Below are 16,989 nucleotides of genomic sequence, written 5' to 3'. Positions count from 1 at the left end.
GGGTGTGGGCCGGGTTCTCGGGGGCGCCGGCAGGGAGCGCCCGCTCGTGGTGGTGAACAAGAGCACCGTGCCGGTGGGAGGCGGTGACTACGTCTCGCGCCTGCTGCGCGAGGGCGGCGCCGGGAAGGAGAGCTTCCGGGTCGTCTCCAACCCGGAGTTTCTGCGCGAGGGGAGCGCCGTCCTGGACACGCTCTTCCCGGACAGGATCGTGCTCGGCGGGGAGTCGGAGGAGGCGCTCGAGATCATGCGCGAGCTCTACCGCCCGATCGTCGAGCAGAGCTTCCCGTCCCCGATAGAACCCAGGCCCAAGCGGGAGGTTCCGCTCATCGTCACCGACCTCGCGAGCGCCGAGACGATAAAGTACGCCGCCAACGCCTTCCTCGCCACCAGGATCAGCTTCATCAACGAGATCTCTCGCTTCTGTGAGCTGGTGGGCGCGGACGTCGGGGAGGTGGCCCGGGGGATCGGGCTCGACCACAGGATAGGTGGGGAGTTCCTCGAGGCCGGGATCGGCTGGGGAGGTTCGTGCTTCCCGAAGGACGTGGCGGCGCTCAGGGCGATGGCCGAAGGACGGGGTCTGGGGATGCCGCTCCTCGCGGCCGCGGAAGAGGTGAACCTGGAGCGGCGGCGGGAGGCCGTGCGCCGGGTGCGCTCGGCGCTCGGTGGGTCGCTGGAGGGGGAGCGGGTCGCCCTGCTCGGTCTCTCCTTCAAGCCTGGGACGGAGGATCTGAGGGGCTCCCCGGCGCTCGAGATCGCCGCGCTGCTTCTGGGGAAGGGGGCGCGTGTTGCCGGATACGACCCGGTCTCGGCGAAGGAGGCCGCCCGCCGCATGCCCGGCCTGGAGCCCTGCCACGACCCCTATTCGGCGCTCGAGGGCGCCCGGGCCGCCGTCGTCGCGACGGCGTGGGAGGAGGTTCGCGCCCTGGACCTCGTGCGCGCCGCCGCCATCATGCGCGATCCCCGCCTTCTCGTGGACGGGAGGAACGCCCTCGACCCGGAGGCGGCGCGGGCGGCCGGGCTTCTCTACTCGGGTTTCGGCCGTGGCTAGGAGGCGCGTCGCGCTCGTCACCGGCGGGGCAGGCTTCGTCGGGAGCCACCTCTCCGAGAGGCTCCTCGCCGAAGGTTGCGAGGTCGTCTGCGTCGACAGCTTCATCACCGGCTCCCCGCAGAACGTCTCACACCTCGGGGGAAGGTTCTTCCTGCTCGAGCGCGACGTGCGGCGCCCGATCCGTATCCCCGGCAGGGTGGACGAGGTCTACCACCTGGCCTCCCCGGCGAGCCCGAAGGACTTCGGGCCGCTCGCGATCGAGATCCTGGAGAGTGGCTCGGCCGGGACGAGGAACGTCCTCGAGCTGGCGCGGAGCAAGAAGGCCCGCTTCCTCCTGGCCTCAACCTCCGAGGTCTACGGCGACCCCCTGGTCCACCCCCAGCACGAGGACTACCGGGGCAACGTGAGCACCACGGGGGTGCGCGGCGTCTACGACGAGGCGAAGCGCTACGCCGAGGCGCTCACCGCGGCCTACCGCCGGCGCCACCGGCTTCAGACCCGCATAGCCCGCATCTTCAACACCTACGGGCCCCGGATGCGCCCCGACGACGGCCGGCTCGTCCCGAACCTCGTCCGGCAGGCCCTCGCAGGGGAACCCCTGACCGTCTACGGGGACGGCACCCAGACCAGGAGCCTGCAGTACGTGGACGACCTCGTCGAAGGTCTCCTGCTCCTCATGCGCTCCGACGAGACACGCCCGGTGAACCTGGGCAACCCGGAGGAGAGGAGCGTGCTCGAGATAGCAGAGCTCATCACCCGCCTCGCCGGGGGCGAGGGCCGCATCGTCCGCCTGCCACCGCCGGAGGACGACCCGAGGCGGCGCTCGCCGGACATAAGCCGGGCTCGCGCCTCCCTCGGGTGGGAGCCCGTGGTGGACCTGGAAGAGGGCCTCGCGCGCACCATCCGCTGGTTCGCGGCCGGGGTGGGCGCTCGGAAACGGGCCGCGAGATGAACTACCTGTAGCGCCGGATCATGACGGCGTCGGCTATCACCCAGCCACGCCCGCTCGTCCAGCGGGAGATCATGATGCTCCGCTTCTTGCCCTCGGGCATCTGGAAGGTCCCGAGCTTCACCCACTTTCCCCCGTTGCGCCGCTGGTTGACGACGACCTTCCTGAAGCCCGAGGTGGTGCGGATGAGGATCGGGGTGCGGTCGTTGTAGTCGCTCGAAGCCGGCCAGCGGGCGTAGACCGCGTAGTCGGAGGTCGTGGGGACCTTGACGTAGAAGGTTGCCGGGTCGGAGACGCTCTTCGGACGTGCTGCCCGGTAGTTTCTGCCGTACTTCGCCTTGTTCCAGGTGTTGTAGTGCCAGTCCTTCGAGGCGTGGAAGCGGACCGAGGCGTTGTCCACCACCTGCTGGTAGACAGGCTTGCCTCCCGTGGCGCCCGCGTAGCTGCGCACATAGCGCATGTACTTCGTCCAGTTCCAGTAGGGTCCGGGGTCGGTGTGGTCGGCCCCGGGGACCTGGTTGTGACCGATTATGTGCTTGCGGTCGATCGGGATGTGGTACTTGCGGCACAGGTGGGCGACCAGCCTCGCCGAGGAGCGGTACATCGCGTCGGTGAACCACCTGGGATCGTTGATGTACCCCTCGTGCTCGATGCCGATGGAGTGCTGGTTGTAGTCCCAGTTGGCCGCGTGCCAGGCGATGTTCTTCTCCCTCACCGACTGGCCGACGTAGCCATCCTTCGAGCGTATGACGTAGTGCGCCGAGGACTGGGCTCTCGGATCCTTGAACCAGTTTATCGCGGAGGCCCACGATCCCTGCGTGACGTGGATTATTATCCTGTTTATCCTCAGGTCGTGGGGCCGGTTCGCCGGGGTGAAGTTGTTCCCGTTGGTCCCGTACCAGCGGGCCCTGCTGTAGTCCGCCCGCACCGCCGAGGGCGCGTAGGAGGCCTGGGGTGCCCGTGCCCCCGGCGTCCGGGGGACGACGACCCTCTCGCCCGAGGAAGTCCTCGTGCTCGCGCCCTGCCTGAGCGTCTGGTAGACCTGCTCGGCGTACGCCTCGCCGCCCCCGTAGCGCGCCACGGCGCCGCGCCAGCCGTTTATGTTCTGCGGTCCCGGCTTGCCGGCATAGTGAGCGAGGACCGCCGCGGCCCCCATCACGTTCGCCGCCCGGTTCTGCTCGAGGCGCTTTTGGGAGATGCCGGTGATCCCCGAGGCCAGCCCGAGGGTGTGCTGGTAGGGGTTGTCGGCGAGCTGCATCACCCCGAAGGTGCCCCTCGCCTCCGGGTCGCCCTTCCGGTACGGGCTCGGCGGCGGGGTCTCCCAGCGGGTGTTGACGTAACCCATCGCGAGCAGCAGCCTCGCCGGCACGCCGTAGCGGTGCGAGGCCGCGCTCACCTCACCGGAGATCGTCCGTGCCGCGGCGCCCTGCTGCCGGGCCCCGACCGGGTGGCTGCCGGCGGCGAGGCATACGACCGCCGCACAGAGAGCAAGAAGGATGAATGTCTTCGATCGCATATTCCCCCTCCGAAACATTGCGAAGTACTGAAAGAATTATCGGACAAAAGTGAACGAAACTTAAGCCCCGAGAGCCGTCTTCCGGTGTGAAATCCATACCGGGAAGATAGAATGCCTCCCTGATGCGCGGCCGTGATGTCCGGGGGGGGCGTGATCCCCGGTGAGAGGAGAGGTCTCGGTGGTGGTGCTCACCCGCAACGCCGGACCGGGCTTCGGGCTGCTCCTTGAGAGGATGGCCGCGCAGAGGGGAGATTTCGTCGTCGAGGTCGTCGTGGTCGACTCGGGCTCCGACGACGGGACGGTCGAGACGGCCCGGAGGTTCGGGGCGCTGGTGCACGAGATCCCGCCGGGGAGCTTCGACCACGGGGCCGCGCGCAACCTCGGGGTCTCGCTCTCGCGCGGCGAGTACGTGGCGTTCGTCGTGCAGGACGCGCTCCCGGCGGACGGCGGCTGGCTCTCCGCGATGGTCGAGGATCTCGAAGGAGACCCTTCGGTCGCCGGGGTCTACGGCAGGCAGCTACCGCGTCCGGAGGCCACCCCGCTCACCCGGGTACTGGCGCGAGGCTCCCTCGCTTCGTCGGAGAGGCGCAGGGTGCAGCGGGCCCCGCGGGGACTCGGGGCGCTGACTCCGGCCGAGCGGCGGCTCGCCGCCGCATTCGACGACGTCAGCTCCTGCATCCGGCGGTCGGTCTGGGAGGAGATCCCGTTCGAGGAGGGCGGTTTCGGGGAGGATCTCCGGTGGGGGCGGCGCGTCGTCGAGGCGGGATACGCCCTCGTCTACGAGCCGCGCTCCGTCGTCTACCACTCGCACGAGCGGGGATTTCGCTACGACCTGAGGCGACGCTACACCGAGGCGCGTCTTTTGCGGGAGCTCTTCGGGGTCGAGGTCTCCCCCCCGGCAGCCCTCCTCTCGGGGGTGGCGGATCTGGCCCACCTCCTGCGCGGGCTCTGGTGCGAGGCGGGGCCCCTCGGGACGCTGCGGCACGCGCCCCGGGCCGCCTCGTACGCCGCGGCGAACGGCCTCGGGACTCTGCTCGCCGCGTCGGACGGCCCGCGTCTGGAGCGTCTGATCGGGGGCGGTCTGTGAGGATACTCTTCTGCGCCCATCAGTTCTTCCCGGAGAGTTCGGCCGGGGTCGAGGTGGTGACGCTGAACCTGGCGCGCGAGCTGCGCTCCCGGGGGCACGAGGTCTTCGTCCTGGCGGCGCAGCGCAGCGCCCCGCACGGCGACATCGAGCCCGGGGAGGTGCGCGATTACGTCTACGAGGGGGTGCCCGTCCGCAGGGTGGGCCGGCCCCGGGAGGGTCTCTCCCGCCCCTACCGGCTCAACTACGAGAACCCGCATATGGCGGAGGTGGCGCGCGCCTGCGCCCGGGAGTTCGGGCCGGACGTGGTGCACGCGATGCACCTGCAGGGGCTCTCGGCCTCCGTCGTCCCGGCCTTCAAGGGGCTGGGGTTGCCGGTCGTCTTCACCGCGGCGGACTTCTGGAGCATCTGCCCGGTGGTCGACCTCTACCGCCACGACGGGGTCCTCTGCCGGGGACCCGAGCTCCACCACTGCCTGAGGTGCCTGGCCTCGCGCAGCCCGGACGGCGGGCTCTCGCGTGCGGTGGGGCTGATGCCGGACGCGGCCCTGCGGGCCGTGGGGCTGGCCTCGCGCACCCCGCTCGCCCGGAGGATCTTTCCTCTGGGGCAGGTGCGCGACCTGCGGGAGCGGGCCGGGTACGTCCGGCGGCAGCTCGCTCTCGTCGACCACATCCTCGCCTACACCCGGCTCACGCGCGAGCTGCTCGAGGCCAACGGCCTCGGGCGGGGCAGGATCTCGGTCTCGGTCTACGGGATAGACACCGGCGGGATAGAGAAGGTCCCGCCGCACGAGGTGCCCCCGCTCCGGGTCGGGTTCGTCGGGACGCTCGCGCCGCACAAGGGCCCCGATCTCCTGATCGAGGCGTTCCTCCGGGCGCCGGACCTGCCGGCCGGGCTGAGGCTCCACGGCTCCCCCGGCCCCGACGCGGGGTACGTGCGGAGGCTGCGCGAGCTCGCGACCCCGGACGGCAGGATCGAGTTCGCCGGTCCCTTCGTGCGCCGGGAGATCGGGAGGGTCCTGGCGGGGATGGACGTGCTCGCGGTTCCCTCCCGCTGGTACGAGAACGCCCCCGGCGTCGTCTTCGAGGCGTTCGCCGCCGGGATTCCGGTCCTCGCCGCGGACCTCGGCGGGATGTCCGAGTTCGTGCGTCCGGGCGAGAACGGCCTCCTCTTCGCGGCGGACGACGCCGAAGACCTCGTCCGGCAGCTGCGCCGGCTCGCCTCCGAGCCAGGGCTGCTCGCGAGGTTGCGGGAGGGGATAGGACCGGTCAAGACCACCAGCGAGTACGCCGCCGAGCTCGAGGCGCTCTACGATTCACTCGCCGGAGGCTAGAGGAGGAGAGACGGGATGAAGGTTCTTCTTACCGGTGCAGCGGGACAGCTCGGGCGGGAGCTCGCCCGAGTCCTGCCCGAGGAGGGGAGGGAGGTCGTGCCGTTCTCGCACGCGGAGCTCGACGTGGCGGACTGTCCGGCGGTCGAGGCGGCGCTGGAGGAGCACGCGCCGGAGCTCGTGATCAACGCCGCTGCCTACACCAACGTCGACGGTTGCGAGACGGAGCGGGAGCTCGCCTACCGGGTGAACGCGCTCGGGCCGCGCAACCTGGCCCAGCTCTGCGAGCGGCGGGGGATCGAGCTCTTGCACGTGAGCACCAACTACGTCTTCGACGGCACCTCGGAGAGCCCCTACGAACCCTTCGACCCGCCCAACCCCCTGAGCGTCTACGGGAGGACCAAGCTCGCCGGGGAGGAGTACGTGATGCGTCTGTGCCGCCGCTGGTACGTGGTCCGCTCCGCCGGGGTCTACGGCGAAGGACACAACTTCGTGCGTACGATGCTGCGGGCCGCGGGGGAGGGAAGATCACTTAAGGTGAAGGACGACGAGTACATCTCCCCGACCTACGCCCGCGACCTCGCCGGGGCGATAGCGGAGATCGTCTCACGCGGCCTCTACGGGCTCTACCACGCGACCAACTCCGGCTCTTGCTCGTGGTACGACTTCGCCCGCGAGATCTTCACCCTCGCCGGGATCGAGGCCGACCTCTCCCCGATCAAGAGCTCCGAGTACCCCCTCCCCGCCGCCCGGCCCGCCAACGGCGTCCTGTCCTCGCCGGACGGGCCGGCGATGCGCCACTGGCGCGAGGCGCTCTCCGATTACCTCTCGAGGGAGCTCTAGCGGGAGCTCCGGCAGGGTGGCGTGGTGGCTTCCCGCAGGCCCGGCATCCGTTCGCCCCGCGGGCGCTCCCGGAAGACCACGTAGCGCAGCACGAGAAAGCTCAGGGTCGTCGCGACCACGCTCGAGGTGACCTTCGCCGCGTCGCCGACGACGAGGGAGGGCAGGTTGGTGTACGCGAAGAGCAGCGAGGAGACGCCCCAGATCACGCCGCCCGCCACCAGGATGTTCAGGGCGGCCTGACTGGAGAAGAGCAGGAGCTCTCTCGGGGAGCGGTCGCTGCGGCCCCGGAAGGTCCAGCGGCTGTTCCAGACGTAGCTGTTCGCGTTGGCCAGGATGAGCGCGACGACGTTGTAGGAGGCGAGCAGGACCGGGTGGCGGGTGGGAAAGAGGAGCATGAGCAGGTTCAGCGCTCCGTAGTCCACGACGCCGTTGGAGAGCCCGACGAGCGAGAACCGGGCGTAGCTGGCGAAGAACTCTCTTCTCATCCGTGCCACGCCGGGATTTTCCCTCTCTTTCCTGAGAGGTTCGTGAGAGAAATGCCTTTCAGGGGACGTCCAGCTCCTTCGAGCCGTCCGCGGAGAGCACGAGCGTGCCGAGCAGGGTGAGGAAGACGCCGAGGCCGAGCACCGCCTGCAGGAGCGGGCTCGACGGCCACCGCTCGTCGAAGAGGAAGGGGGCCGCGGCTATCGGGATCACGGTGTGCAGCGCGAGCACGACCGGGGTGACGACCGAGGCGTGGACGTGGCGCAGCGATTTCATCTGCGCCTCGAAGGCCAGCACCCCGCTTGCGAGCATCCCGACTCCGAGCAGGGCGAGCGGGAGGGCGAGCCCTCGCGGATGGTCCGGGCTCGCGGAGAAGAGGGGGGCTCCGGAGGAGAAGAGGTCCACCGCCCCCTTGGTGAAGATGCCGCTCGTCGCGAAGGCCACCCCGGCGAAGACGGCGCCGAAGAGGCGGGAGGCCTGGGGCCGGCCGAGCGCCCGGAGCACGTAGTAACAGAGGGCGACCGGCACCACCAGCGCGACCATCACCCCCCATTCCCAGGCGGCAGGCGCCGCCCCCCCGTAGCGGGGCGGTGAGATGCCGACCGCGACCACCCCGACCCCGACGAGCGCGGCTCCGGTGAGCTTCGTCCGCCCGAGTGGTTCTCCGAGCGTCCTGCCGCTCAGAGCCAGGAGCACCCCGAGCCCGGCGGAGCTCAACACCCGCACCAGCGTGAGCGGGATGAGCGCGAGCGCGGCGGCTTCGAGCACCCACCCGGAGGCGTCGAGCAGCACCCCTCCCACGCCGCTGGTGTCCCTGCCGGCCTCCAGCACGAGCGGCTTGCCCCGCGAACGGCGGCGAGCCGCCACCGCGAGCAGCACCGCCGAGCCGTTGTACGCGAAGGTGGAGGCGAGCGCGAGCGCGATGCCCAGAAGGAGGCTGGCATGCACTAGCCCGACCTCCCCACCGGCCCCGCCCCGATGCCTCTCTCGGAGAGCTGCTCCAGGAGTTCCGGCAGCGCGGCCAGCGTGTTGCGCCAGGAGCCTGGCGCGGAGTAGCGGTCGGCGTCGTGCAGCAGCACGATCTCTCCTGCTTCCGGAGATCCGAGGTTGCGCAGCACGCTCGACGGCGTGGCTCCCTCTTCCCAGTCCTTCCCCCAGCGCGACCAGAGCACCCGGCGGTAACCCCTCCTGCCGCACCACGACCACGAGGCGGCGTTGAAGACCCCGTAGGGTGGACGGTAGAGTGCGACCCGCCGGCCGAGGCTCTCTTCGATGATCCCGGCTCCCCTTCGCAGGTCCTCGAGCGTCGCCTTCGGACCCAGGCGCAGGTGGTTGCGGTGCCGGTGGCAGTGCAGTCCGATCTCGTGCCCGCAGGAAGCGATCTCCTCGAGGATGCCCGGGTTGGCTTCGACCTGCTCTCCGACGACGAAGAACGTGGCCCGCACCCCGTGCTCCTGCAGGACTTCCAGGAAGCGTTCCGTGGAGTGAGCCGGACCGTCGTCGAAGGTCAGCGCCACGCGGTTCCCCTCCACCCGGGTCAGGGGTCGGAAGAGGACCCCGGCCGGTGGAAGCCGGAAGGCTGCCGGGGCGGCGTAGGCCGCGGCGAGTGCCAGCCCGGCCCCTACAGCTTTCCGAGCGGCACGCACCCGAGACCTTTCGCCTTCGCCTGCGCCATCGCGTCCCGCAGCGCCCCCCTCGCCGCCCCGGGGCTCGTCCCCGAGGCGTCTATCACGACGAGACCGTTGCCCACCATGCCCGGCTTCTCCGGGGCCACGGGCCGCATCCCCCGCGGGGCGGTGGCGAGCGAGGCCAGGTTCGTCCTGGGGACGGGGAGGAGATAGCGCACCCGGATGTCCCGCTCGCGGCGGAGCTTCTCCGCCTTGCGCTTCAGCGCCGCCCGGCTGCGCCAGGGGGAGGGGATCCCCTCCCCCCTCCGGGCGACGAGCCCGAAGCTCACCCCGCGCGCCGGGACGAGGCCCTCCCCGGCTTCTCCTCGCACGAAGATGGTGAGCGGGAGACCGTGCCGCCGGGCGAAGCTCTCTGCGGCTCTCGCGGTGGCCGGGCTCGAGGTCTCTATCCCGAGGGCCATCTTGCCGGGGGGCGGGTCGTACCCCGGTATCTTCAGGTGCAGCGTCTCGACGGCGAGCGCCGCGCCGGGGGAGGCGAAGACGAGCCAGACGAGCATCCCGAGCGCGAAGAGGGGGGCGAGCACCGGGCGCAGGGGCGTGGAGCCGGCGGCGGGGAGTGGGCGCTCCCGGGGGATTTCGCGGAGGGCCTCTGCCGAATCCGTGGCTCTGGAGGATTCCGGTGCCCGGAGCTCGCTGTAGGTGCCGCTCTCGAGGATCGAGACGAGCTCTTCGGCCGTGCGGGGCCAGAGGGCGGCTCCGGCCCGCTCCATCGCGAGCGCGTTGAACTCGCCGTGGCCGGGCACCGGGTCGAACATCACTATCGGGAGCCCGGCTTCCCGCGCCTCCAGGCAGGTCATGCCTCCGGCGTTCTGCACCAGGACGTCCGAGGCGGCCATGAGCAGGGGCATGTCATCGCGCCAGCCGAAGACCGTGACGTCCCGCCGGCCGGAGAATGCCCACCCGAGCCGCTCTTTGAGGGCGGTGTTCTTGCCGGTCACCACCACGGTGTGGACCCCGCTCCCGGCGACACACCGGGCGGCGGTCTCCAGGTCCCCTATCCCCCACGCTCCACCGACGATCAGCGCCAGCCTGCTCTCCTGGGGGAGTTTCAGCGTCTTCCGGACCTCCCTCCGGTCGAGGTTCTGGTGAAGATCTGGTCTCACCGGGAAACGTACCACCTCCGCCCGGCCCCCGGCTTGCCGGACGAGCCCGGCCGAGTGCTCCGAGACGACCAGGTGCAGGTCCGCGTCCGGGTGCACCCAGAGCGGGTGTACGCCGTAGTCCGCGATGGCCGCGATCACCGGGGGGATGAGGTTCCGGCGGCGCAGCCTCCCCAGGGCCTGGGTGACGAGCGGGTAGGTGGAGATCACCATCTCGGGTCGGTGGAAGAGGAGGAGGCGCCGCAGCCGGCCGGCGTAGAGCAGCCCGCACAGCGTCCGGACCACCGAGACGCAGACCCGCCGTGAGGTGAGGCCGAAGATGAACGCCAGCAACCGGCCGCCGCCCCGGGCCTGTTTCATGTACCCGCGCCGCAGAAGGATCTCGAGCGCAGGACTCATCGCCCGCAGACCATCCTCCACCGTCACCACGAGCCCGGATTCCTCCAGCCTCCCGCCCAGCGCGCGGGCCGCCGCATCGTGCCCCCCGCCGACCGAGGCGCTGAGCACGAGCACCCGCCCCGCCACCGGCTCCCGGACCGTTCGGGCGCGCGGCGGTCGGAGCCCAACGAGGAGGACGGCGGCGGACAGCGCGAGGAGGAGATAGAGATTCATCCGTCGGTCCTTCTACCTGCCATGCACGGAGGATGGAAGGTTTTCCTGAGATTTCCCTGAGAGGCATTCTTACCGGCTTCTCAGGGAACGGACCTATCATTTTCGTTTAACATGGGTTTAACGTTCGTCTCGAGAGAGAGGACGAAAATTGGACTATCGTGTGGAGCATCTGATCAACGCACCGGCCGGGCATCATCCGCTGCTCGACGCCGTGATGGTACGCGCCGCGGGATGGGCCGTCGGGATATTCGTCGGCCTGATCGTCTTGTGGTTTCTGATCGGCTGGGTGAGGGGGCTCGAACGTGAGCGCCGCGGCGCGATAACCGCGCTCATCGGGGCCGGGGTTGCGCTGCTGGCCAACGTGGTCATAAGCCACTTGTGGTACAGGCCGCGGCCGTTCGTGAGCCATCCGCTCTCCGTTCACCTCCTGACCCACCATCCGGCCGATGCTTCGTTTCCCAGCGACCATGCCTCGGCGGCTTTCGCGATCTCGTTCGTGCTCCTCGCCTTCCATCGCCGGCTGGGCGTTCTCGCGCTCCTCTACGCCGCCCTGATGAGCTACGCCCGCGTCTACGTGGGGGAGCACTACCCGGGGGACATCGCCGGCGGGTTCGTGGTGGGAACGGTCGTCGCCACGGTGCTCGTCCTCTGGCTCGAGCCCGCGATGCGGGCGCTGAGCCGCCTGGCCGACAGGATGATACTTGCCCTCCACCTCCCGCTCCCCCAGGGAAGTCGCCGTACGGGAAGGCAGCGCGCCTCTCTGCGCTGAGGGGACCAGGGCTGGAGGTCCGCCGCGCAGGAGGGGTTTGGGATCCAGGCTGCGGATATAATGCACCGGGAGGCGGCGACAGGAGGTTTGATTGGCTTTCCGGAGGCTTTTCGGGTCTTTGGGGGAGGCCCTGGGAGGCGTGCTGCCGGCCCGTTCCCGGAGACTGCTTGAGGAGAAAGAGGAGACCCTCGAGGTCATCCTGGAGAACATGGGGGAGGGGGTCCTCGCCACCGACCTCAAGTGCCGGGTGATGTTCGTCAACCCCGCAGCTTGCAGCATCCTCGGCATGGACGAGGACGCGCTGCTCGGCCGGGCCGTTCCCAACCCCTTCGAGGACTTCGACCTCGGGCGAGCCGTCGAGCGCTGCGCCCGCACCCTCCGATGCGAGGGCGGCTACGCGCGCGCCGGGGATACGGCGGTGCAGATCAGGCTCAACCACCTTCCGAAGTTCGACGACCACCGGGGAGGGGTGCTGGTCCTTATGCGAGACCTCTCACAGGAGCAGCGCCTGGAGGCAAATCAGCAGCGGTTCTTGGCCAACGCAGCGCACGAGCTGAAGACGCCGATCACTGCGATCCTCGGCGCGACCGAGCTCCTCCTCACCGGCGGGCAGGAGGCCGGGCGCCGGCGGCGGCTGCTCGAGGACGTGCGGGCGGAGGCCATCAGGATGCAGCGCCTCTCGGAGACCCTGTTGCGCCTCGCCCGCATCGGGGCCGAAAGGAGGGACCCTGAGATACGTCGGACCGACCTCCCGGAGGTGGCCGGGAGGGCCATAGACAGGATGGAGCCCATCGCGCAGAGCGCTTCGGTCGAGCTCCGCCTCGAGATCCACGACCGGAGGTCGGTCCTCGCGGACCCGGAGCAGCTGGAGCAGGCGCTCCTGGTTTTGCTGAACAACGCCGTAAAGCACTCCCCAGAGGGACGGCGGGTCCTGGTGCGAGTCGGCGGGGGGCGGGTGGCCGTCGAGGACGAGGGGGAGGGGATAAGCCCCGAGGAGCTACCCCGCATATTCGAGCGGTTCTACAAGAGCCCCGGATCGGGCGGATTCGGGCTCGGGCTCTCCATCTGCCGGGACCTCGTCGAGGGGATGGGGGGGACCGTGCGGGTCAGCTCCCGCGAGGGCGAGGGTTCCACCTTCGAGATAGAGCTCGAGGAGACAGATTAGGATGCCAAGGATACTGGTGGTAGAGGACGACCCGGCGGTGAGCAGGGTCGTCGAGTACGCGCTCGAAGGCGAGGGGATGGAGGTCGAGGCGGCCTCCAGCGGCGGGGAGGCCACCGAGCTTCTGGAGGGCGAGAGGCCCTTTGATCTTGTGATCCTGGACTGGATGCTCCCGGACACCGACGGGCTCACGCTGTGCCGCATGATACGCTCGAGCGGCTCCGGGGTGGAGAACGTCCCGATCATCATGCTCACCGTCCGAGACGACGAGACCAGCATCGTCGTCGGGCTCGAGATTGGGGCCGACGACTACGTCACCAAACCCTTCAGCCCGCGCGAGCTCGCGAGCCGGGTAAGGGCGCACCTCAGGCGCCGGCGGGCCAGGTCTGCACCCCAGAGCGAGACGCTGAAGTTCGACGGGCTCGAGATAGATCTGGCCCGGCGCAGGGTGTTCCGCGGGGAGGAGCCGATCCGGCTTACCAACCGCGAGTTCGAGATACTCGCCTTCCTCGCCTCCCGCCCTGGAGAGGTGTGCGACCGGGAGCGTATCCTGAGGCACATCTGGGGAGGGAGCTTCTACGGCGAACCCCGGGTGGTCGACGTTCACGTCCAGCACATCCGGCACAAGATAGAGCCCGACCCCGAGAATCCCCGCTACATACAGACGGTGTTCGGGGTCGGGTACAGGTTCACCGAGCGGTGAAGGATCCCCGCATGCGGGACATGCGGGGATCCTCTGGCCTACTGCCCGCGCTTGACGCCGGGCTCGCCGAAGCCCGCGCTGAACCCGGCCTTCTCCCGCTCGCGCCGGCTCAGCCCCATCGGGAACATCGGCTTGCCCATCCCGGCGGCCATCAGCGCGCCGCCCGTGTACCAGGCGGCTATGGCCGAGAGGATCAGCAGATACCCGGCGATCACCACCCAGAAGTGGGTCGCGGTGAGGAGTCCCACGGCGAGCGCGCCGGCGCCGAGCCACAGCGTGTTTAGCACCGCCGACAGGGCGATGTTGTCGGTGCCGATGATCATGGCGCCCAGGAACGTCACGGCGGTCAGCCCGATGAACCAGTACCCGAGACCCAGGTCGAAGGCCCTGCCGGTACTGACCATCCCCCTCGCCACCATGTACCAGAGGATGCCGTAGCCGATCCAGAACGCACCCCACGTCGAGTGGATCCCGGCCGCCACCGCATCCCGCGCCTTGAAGGACCACATCCCGGCGGCGAACTGCGCTATCCCGCCGAAGGCGAACGCGAGCGGGAACAGGAACACCGGCTCGGAGGAGCTGCCGTACCACCCGGCCAGGTTCGCCGCGACCATGAAGGTCGAGACGGCGAAGCCGAAGAGCCCGACTATCGAAGGGGCGGCTATCGGCTGCAAAAACGTGCGGGCCGGCGAGATCCCGTTGGACACGGCTTCTCCTCCCGCCCCTCTCCTTTCTGTCCTCGCGCTCTGATCACTCATCATGATGCCTCCTCGTGGAATCGCTGGACAGTGCCGGCCGGCTTCTCTTCCAAGCATAGCTCCATGCCTGTGAACCTCTCATAAAGCTTCTGTAAAGAGGTGTTAATGGGAAGGTATTTGTTGCAGTGCGCGTGATCCAGGCACGCTCTTGTTGAGCCGGAGGCGGGGTTTTGGGGGATTCTTTACGGCTTTCTAACCGGACTTTACTGAATCCTTAAAGCAGGTGGGAATAAGACTCGATGACGACGGGGTGGACCGGAGCCTCGTGGACGAGGGATCTACTCGAAGAAGGGAAAGAGATGACTCTTATCGAGCAGGATGTGACGGAGGGACATCTGGAGGCGACCGAGAAGGAGAGTGGTGTCCCTTCTCTACTGGAGGGTTACATGGAGAAGATCAGCCGCCTGCCCCTTCTGACCCACCAGGAGGAGGTCGACCTCTCCCGTCGGGCGGGAGGCGGAGATGCGGAGGCGCGCGCGGAGCTGATAGAGCGCAACCTCAGGCTTGTGGTCTCGGTGGCCAAGAGGTACCGGGGGATGGGGCTGCCGTTCGAGGACCTCATCCAGGAGGGCAACATCGGGCTGATGAAGGCGGTCGAGAGGTTCGACCCCGAGCGGGGCTACCGCTTCTCGACGTACGCCACCTGGTGGATCCGGCAGGCGGTCGGGCGGGCGATCTCGGACAAAGGCCGGGTCGTGAGGATCCCGGTGCAGATGGGGGAGAAGATCCGCAAGGCGATCCGGGCCCGCGAGGAGCTCTCCTTCGAGCTCGGGCGTGAACCGCGGGAGGCGGAGATCGCCGAGAGGCTCGGGTGGAGCGTGGAGGAGGTCGTCTTCGCACTGAGCGCCTCCCCCGAGGTGACGAGCTTCGACCGGCCTCTCTCGGAGGATGACCCGGGGGCCGTCGCGGGCGACTTCGTCGAGGATGAGGAGAGCTCCGATGTTCCCGGCATCGCCATGAGCAGGGTGGAGAGCCTCTGGCTCAAGGGGGCGCTGCGCCGGATGCCGGAGAACCTGCACTATGTTTTGGTCAGGAGGTACGGTATCGACGGCCGGGAGCCGGCGACGCTCACCGAACTCGCCCGCGAGCTCGGCCTCTCCCGCGAGCGGGTGCGCCAGCTGCAGACCCAGGCGGAGAGGTCGTTGAGGGTGGCGAGCCGACGGATGACCCGGCGGCCTCTGGTCCCTGCATCCTGAAGGAGGTGAGGCCGTGCAAGGGAGATCTGGTGGTCTTCGGCGTTTTATGGCGCGAGTCTTGTTGGGGGGCGTGGTCTTCCTCATGGACCTTGCCGTCTCCCTCGGGCGCAGGAGGACCCTGCACCGCCTGCGACGGGCCTCGGTGGGGCGGATAGCCTCCGCCTCGCCGTGCGAGGGGGCCCGGCCGGGCGTGGCGGGGATTAGCCGCAGCGTGGCGGAGCGGGCCGCTGAGATGGTGATGACCCTCCGCGGCTCGCCTTCGGAGATCGAGCTCGAGATGTGCGCCCTCGGCTACCAGCGCTGTACGGAGGACGTGCTGAGGCTCGCCCGGATGGTGGAGGAGCAGAGAGCCCGCTGCGGGATCCTGCGCCGCCTGCTGCTCGAGCTGTATATGATCCGGGCCTCCGCCGCCCTTTGTCGGGTGCGGGAGGCCTTCCCGGAGAGCACCGAGCGCATCAACCACTAGCGCGAGGGCTACTCTATGCGGGCGATCACCTCTCCCTGACGGACCACCTCTCCCTCGGAGACCGCGAGCCGGATGGTGCCCGCCCCCTCCGCGTGGACGTCCTCGGAGGTCTTCTCCACCTGGACCTCGCACAGAAGCTGACCCTCCCCGACCTCTTCGCCGTCGCCGACGAACCAGGTGGCGAGCACCCCCTCGGCGTCGGGCTCGCTCTCGTTGAGGAGAGGGAAGCGGACCTCGATCAAGCGCCCACCAGCCCGCGCGCTGCCTCCTCTATCCGCTCGGGGGTGGGCAGGACCGCCCGTTCGAGCGGCCTCGCGTACGGGATCGGGACATCCGGTACCGCGACGCGCGCGAGCGGGGCCTTGAGCATCGCGGGGTCCTCCTCGACGATCGTCGCGGCGATCTCGCCGGAGAGACCGAAGGATCGGTAGTCCTCGTCGACGACGAGCACCCTGCCGGTCTTGCCGACCGACTCCAGGATCGCCTCCCGGTCGAGCGGGACCAGGCTCCTCAGGTCGAGGACCTCCAGCTCGATGCCCTCTCCCGAGAGCCGCTCGGCCACGTCGAGCGCGTGGTGGACCGAGAGCGAGAGGGTCACGACGGTGGCGTCGGTGCCCTCGCGGGCCACGCTCGCCTTGCCTATCGGGACCTCGTACTCCTCTTCGGGTACCGGGCCGACCGAGCGGGCGTTCTTGGCCATCCAGGCCAGGCCCATGATGCCCTTGTGGGTCATGTAGACGACGGGGTTGTCGTCCCGGATCGCGGAGATCATGAGCCCCTTGGCGTCGCGCGGGTTGGAGGGGACGACGATCTTCATCCCCGGCAGGTGGGCGAAGGTGGCCCACAGGCATTGCGAGTGCTGGGCCCCGTCGGAGTAGCCACCGCCGACCGAGGTCATCAGGACCATCGGCACCCTGACGTTGCCGCCGGACTCGTAGTGGATCTTGGCCATGTGGTTGTAGATCTGGTCCATGCACACGCCGAAGAAGTCGACGAACATCAGCTCGACGATGGGGCGCATCCCTTCGATGGCGGCCCCGATCCCGGCGCCGATGAACCCGGTCTCGCTGATCGGGGTGTCCATCACCCGCTCGGGACCGAACTCATCGAGGAGCCCGGTGGTGGTGCCGAAGATGCCGCCGTAGGCGCCGACGTCTTCTCCCATGACGAAGACCTCTTCGTTGCGGCGCATCTCCTGCGCGATGCCCTCGACCATCGCCCGCGCGGTGGTTAACCGCCTCTCGCGGGTCCTCTCTGCGGTCGTCATCTTCCGTCCTCCTT

At 69.3% G+C, this 16,989-nt stretch carries 18 protein-coding genes; 10 read left to right on the top strand and 8 right to left on the bottom strand.

Annotation, left to right across the window (positions count from 1 at the left end; genetic code table 11):
• Both PJB24_RS14400 and PJB24_RS14395 read left to right on the top strand, forming a co-directional pair.
• A partial coding sequence (locus PJB24_RS14400) for a UDP-glucose dehydrogenase family protein (RefSeq protein WP_273847047.1) occupies positions 1–1,048 on the top strand: 1,048 nt, incomplete at its 5' end.
• On the top strand, positions 1,041–2,000 hold the full coding sequence (locus PJB24_RS14395) for a UDP-glucuronic acid decarboxylase family protein (RefSeq protein WP_273847044.1): 960 nt from the start codon (positions 1,041–1,043) through the stop codon (positions 1,998–2,000). The genes PJB24_RS14400 and PJB24_RS14395, both read left to right, overlap by 8 nt.
• Position 2,001: 1 nt before the next feature.
• Here PJB24_RS14395 and PJB24_RS14390 read toward each other — a convergent pair whose 3' ends face one another.
• The gene (locus PJB24_RS14390) at positions 2,002–3,513 is read right to left on the bottom strand and encodes an N-acetylmuramoyl-L-alanine amidase (RefSeq protein ID WP_273847042.1); all 1,512 of its coding nucleotides are present in this window, start codon (positions 3,511–3,513) and stop codon (positions 2,002–2,004) included.
• Between the two features lie 160 nt (positions 3,514–3,673).
• Here PJB24_RS14390 and PJB24_RS14385 point away from each other — a divergent pair, with 160 nt between their 5' ends.
• From PJB24_RS14385 to rfbD, 3 genes are read left to right on the top strand one after another with little or no spacing between them, the layout of a single operon-like run.
• The gene (locus PJB24_RS14385; RefSeq protein ID WP_273847041.1) at positions 3,674–4,600 is read left to right on the top strand and encodes a glycosyltransferase family 2 protein; all 927 of its coding nucleotides are present in this window, start codon (positions 3,674–3,676) and stop codon (positions 4,598–4,600) included.
• Positions 4,597–5,931 carry a glycosyltransferase family 4 protein gene (locus PJB24_RS14380; protein ID WP_273847039.1) on the top strand — a complete coding sequence of 445 codons (1,335 nt, stop codon included), beginning with the start codon at positions 4,597–4,599 and terminating at the stop codon, positions 5,929–5,931. The genes PJB24_RS14385 and PJB24_RS14380 overlap by 4 nt, the downstream gene beginning before the upstream one ends.
• A 15-nt stretch (positions 5,932–5,946) precedes the next feature.
• Positions 5,947–6,771, top strand: a complete 825-nt coding sequence (rfbD, locus tag PJB24_RS14375; protein ID WP_273847037.1) for a dTDP-4-dehydrorhamnose reductase — start codon at positions 5,947–5,949, stop codon at positions 6,769–6,771.
• On the opposite strand, the gene PJB24_RS14370 is transcribed toward rfbD, so the two are convergent.
• The 4 genes from PJB24_RS14370 to PJB24_RS14355 are packed head-to-tail and all read right to left on the bottom strand — an operon-like array spanning position 6,768 to position 10,654.
• On the bottom strand, positions 6,768–7,256 hold the full coding sequence (locus tag PJB24_RS14370) for a GtrA family protein (protein WP_273847052.1): 489 nt from the start codon (positions 7,254–7,256) through the stop codon (positions 6,768–6,770). The genes rfbD and PJB24_RS14370 overlap by 4 nt on opposite strands.
• 58 nt (positions 7,257–7,314) lie before the next feature.
• Positions 7,315–8,202 carry a hypothetical protein gene (locus tag PJB24_RS14365; RefSeq protein WP_273847036.1) on the bottom strand — a complete coding sequence of 296 codons (888 nt, stop codon included), beginning with the start codon at positions 8,200–8,202 and terminating at the stop codon, positions 7,315–7,317.
• The gene (locus PJB24_RS14360; protein ID WP_273847034.1) at positions 8,202–8,900 is read right to left on the bottom strand and encodes a polysaccharide deacetylase family protein; all 699 of its coding nucleotides are present in this window, start codon (positions 8,898–8,900) and stop codon (positions 8,202–8,204) included. The genes PJB24_RS14365 and PJB24_RS14360 overlap by 1 nt, the downstream gene beginning before the upstream one ends.
• The gene (locus tag PJB24_RS14355; protein WP_273847033.1) at positions 8,876–10,654 is read right to left on the bottom strand and encodes an MGDG synthase family glycosyltransferase; all 1,779 of its coding nucleotides are present in this window, start codon (positions 10,652–10,654) and stop codon (positions 8,876–8,878) included. The genes PJB24_RS14360 and PJB24_RS14355 overlap by 25 nt, the downstream gene beginning before the upstream one ends.
• Before the next feature lie 148 nt (positions 10,655–10,802).
• Between PJB24_RS14355 and PJB24_RS14350 the strand changes: the two genes are divergently transcribed.
• From PJB24_RS14350 to PJB24_RS14340, 3 genes are all read left to right on the top strand, one after another.
• The gene (locus PJB24_RS14350) at positions 10,803–11,423 is read left to right on the top strand and encodes an undecaprenyl-diphosphatase (protein WP_273847031.1); all 621 of its coding nucleotides are present in this window, start codon (positions 10,803–10,805) and stop codon (positions 11,421–11,423) included.
• A 91-nt stretch (positions 11,424–11,514) separates the two neighbouring features.
• Positions 11,515–12,588: a sensor histidine kinase gene (locus PJB24_RS14345; protein WP_273847029.1), complete on the top strand. Its 1,074-nt coding sequence runs from the start codon at positions 11,515–11,517 to the stop codon at positions 12,586–12,588.
• Position 12,589: 1 nt separating this feature from the next.
• A complete protein-coding gene (locus PJB24_RS14340; RefSeq protein ID WP_273847027.1) occupies positions 12,590–13,288 on the top strand; it encodes a response regulator transcription factor in 699 nt (232 codons plus the stop codon).
• A 38-nt stretch (positions 13,289–13,326) separates the two neighbouring features.
• Here PJB24_RS14340 and PJB24_RS14335 read toward each other — a convergent pair whose 3' ends face one another.
• Entirely contained in the window at positions 13,327–13,995 is a 669-nt protein-coding gene (locus PJB24_RS14335) for an acetate uptake transporter family protein (protein WP_273847025.1), read from the bottom strand.
• A 350-nt stretch (positions 13,996–14,345) separates the two neighbouring features.
• Between PJB24_RS14335 and PJB24_RS14330 the strand changes: the two genes are divergently transcribed.
• Both PJB24_RS14330 and PJB24_RS14325 read left to right on the top strand, forming a co-directional pair.
• Positions 14,346–15,242 (top strand): sigma-70 family RNA polymerase sigma factor, encoded by an 897-nt coding sequence (locus PJB24_RS14330; protein ID WP_273847023.1) that lies wholly within the window; start codon positions 14,346–14,348, stop codon positions 15,240–15,242.
• Between the two features lie 46 nt (positions 15,243–15,288).
• Positions 15,289–15,708: a hypothetical protein gene (locus PJB24_RS14325; protein WP_273847021.1), complete on the top strand. Its 420-nt coding sequence runs from the start codon at positions 15,289–15,291 to the stop codon at positions 15,706–15,708.
• 8 nt (positions 15,709–15,716) lie between these two features.
• Here the strand turns inward: PJB24_RS14325 and PJB24_RS14320 are convergent, their stop codons facing one another.
• Positions 15,717–15,950: a lipoyl domain-containing protein gene (locus PJB24_RS14320; protein ID WP_273847019.1), complete on the bottom strand. Its 234-nt coding sequence runs from the start codon at positions 15,948–15,950 to the stop codon at positions 15,717–15,719.
• Complete coding sequence (locus tag PJB24_RS14315; RefSeq protein ID WP_273847018.1) at positions 15,947–16,975, bottom strand: alpha-ketoacid dehydrogenase subunit beta; 1,029 nt, start codon at positions 16,973–16,975, stop codon at positions 15,947–15,949. Before PJB24_RS14315 ends, PJB24_RS14320 begins: the two co-directional genes overlap by 4 nt.
• Between the last annotated feature and the right edge of the window lie 14 nt (positions 16,976–16,989).

This window comes from Rubrobacter calidifluminis (genome assembly GCF_028617075.1).
Classification (GTDB): domain Bacteria; phylum Actinomycetota; class Rubrobacteria; order Rubrobacterales; family Rubrobacteraceae; genus Rubrobacter_E; species Rubrobacter_E calidifluminis.
Note: the sequence above shows the minus strand (reverse complement) of the source record. Positions and strands in the feature narration are given on the sequence as shown.

Bases quoted from the DNA above. Each gene is read 5' to 3' on its own strand.
- PJB24_RS14390 (WP_273847042.1), bottom strand. From the start codon at position 3,513: ATGCGATCGAAGACATTCATCCTTCTTGCTCTCTGTGCGGCGGTCGTA.
- rfbD (WP_273847037.1), top strand. From the start codon at position 5,947: ATGAAGGTTCTTCTTACCGGTGCAGCGGGACAGCTCGGGCGGGAGCTC.
- PJB24_RS14370 (WP_273847052.1), bottom strand. From the start codon at position 7,256: ATGAGAAGAGAGTTCTTCGCCAGCTACGCCCGGTTCTCGCTCGTCGGG.
- PJB24_RS14355 (WP_273847033.1), bottom strand. From the start codon at position 10,654: ATGAATCTCTATCTCCTCCTCGCGCTGTCCGCCGCCGTCCTCCTCGTT.
- PJB24_RS14340 (WP_273847027.1), top strand. From the start codon at position 12,590: ATGCCAAGGATACTGGTGGTAGAGGACGACCCGGCGGTGAGCAGGGTC.
- PJB24_RS14330 (WP_273847023.1), top strand. From the start codon at position 14,346: ATGACTCTTATCGAGCAGGATGTGACGGAGGGACATCTGGAGGCGACC.
- PJB24_RS14325 (WP_273847021.1), top strand. From the start codon at position 15,289: ATGGCGCGAGTCTTGTTGGGGGGCGTGGTCTTCCTCATGGACCTTGCC.
- PJB24_RS14315 (WP_273847018.1), bottom strand. From the start codon at position 16,975: ATGACGACCGCAGAGAGGACCCGCGAGAGGCGGTTAACCACCGCGCGG.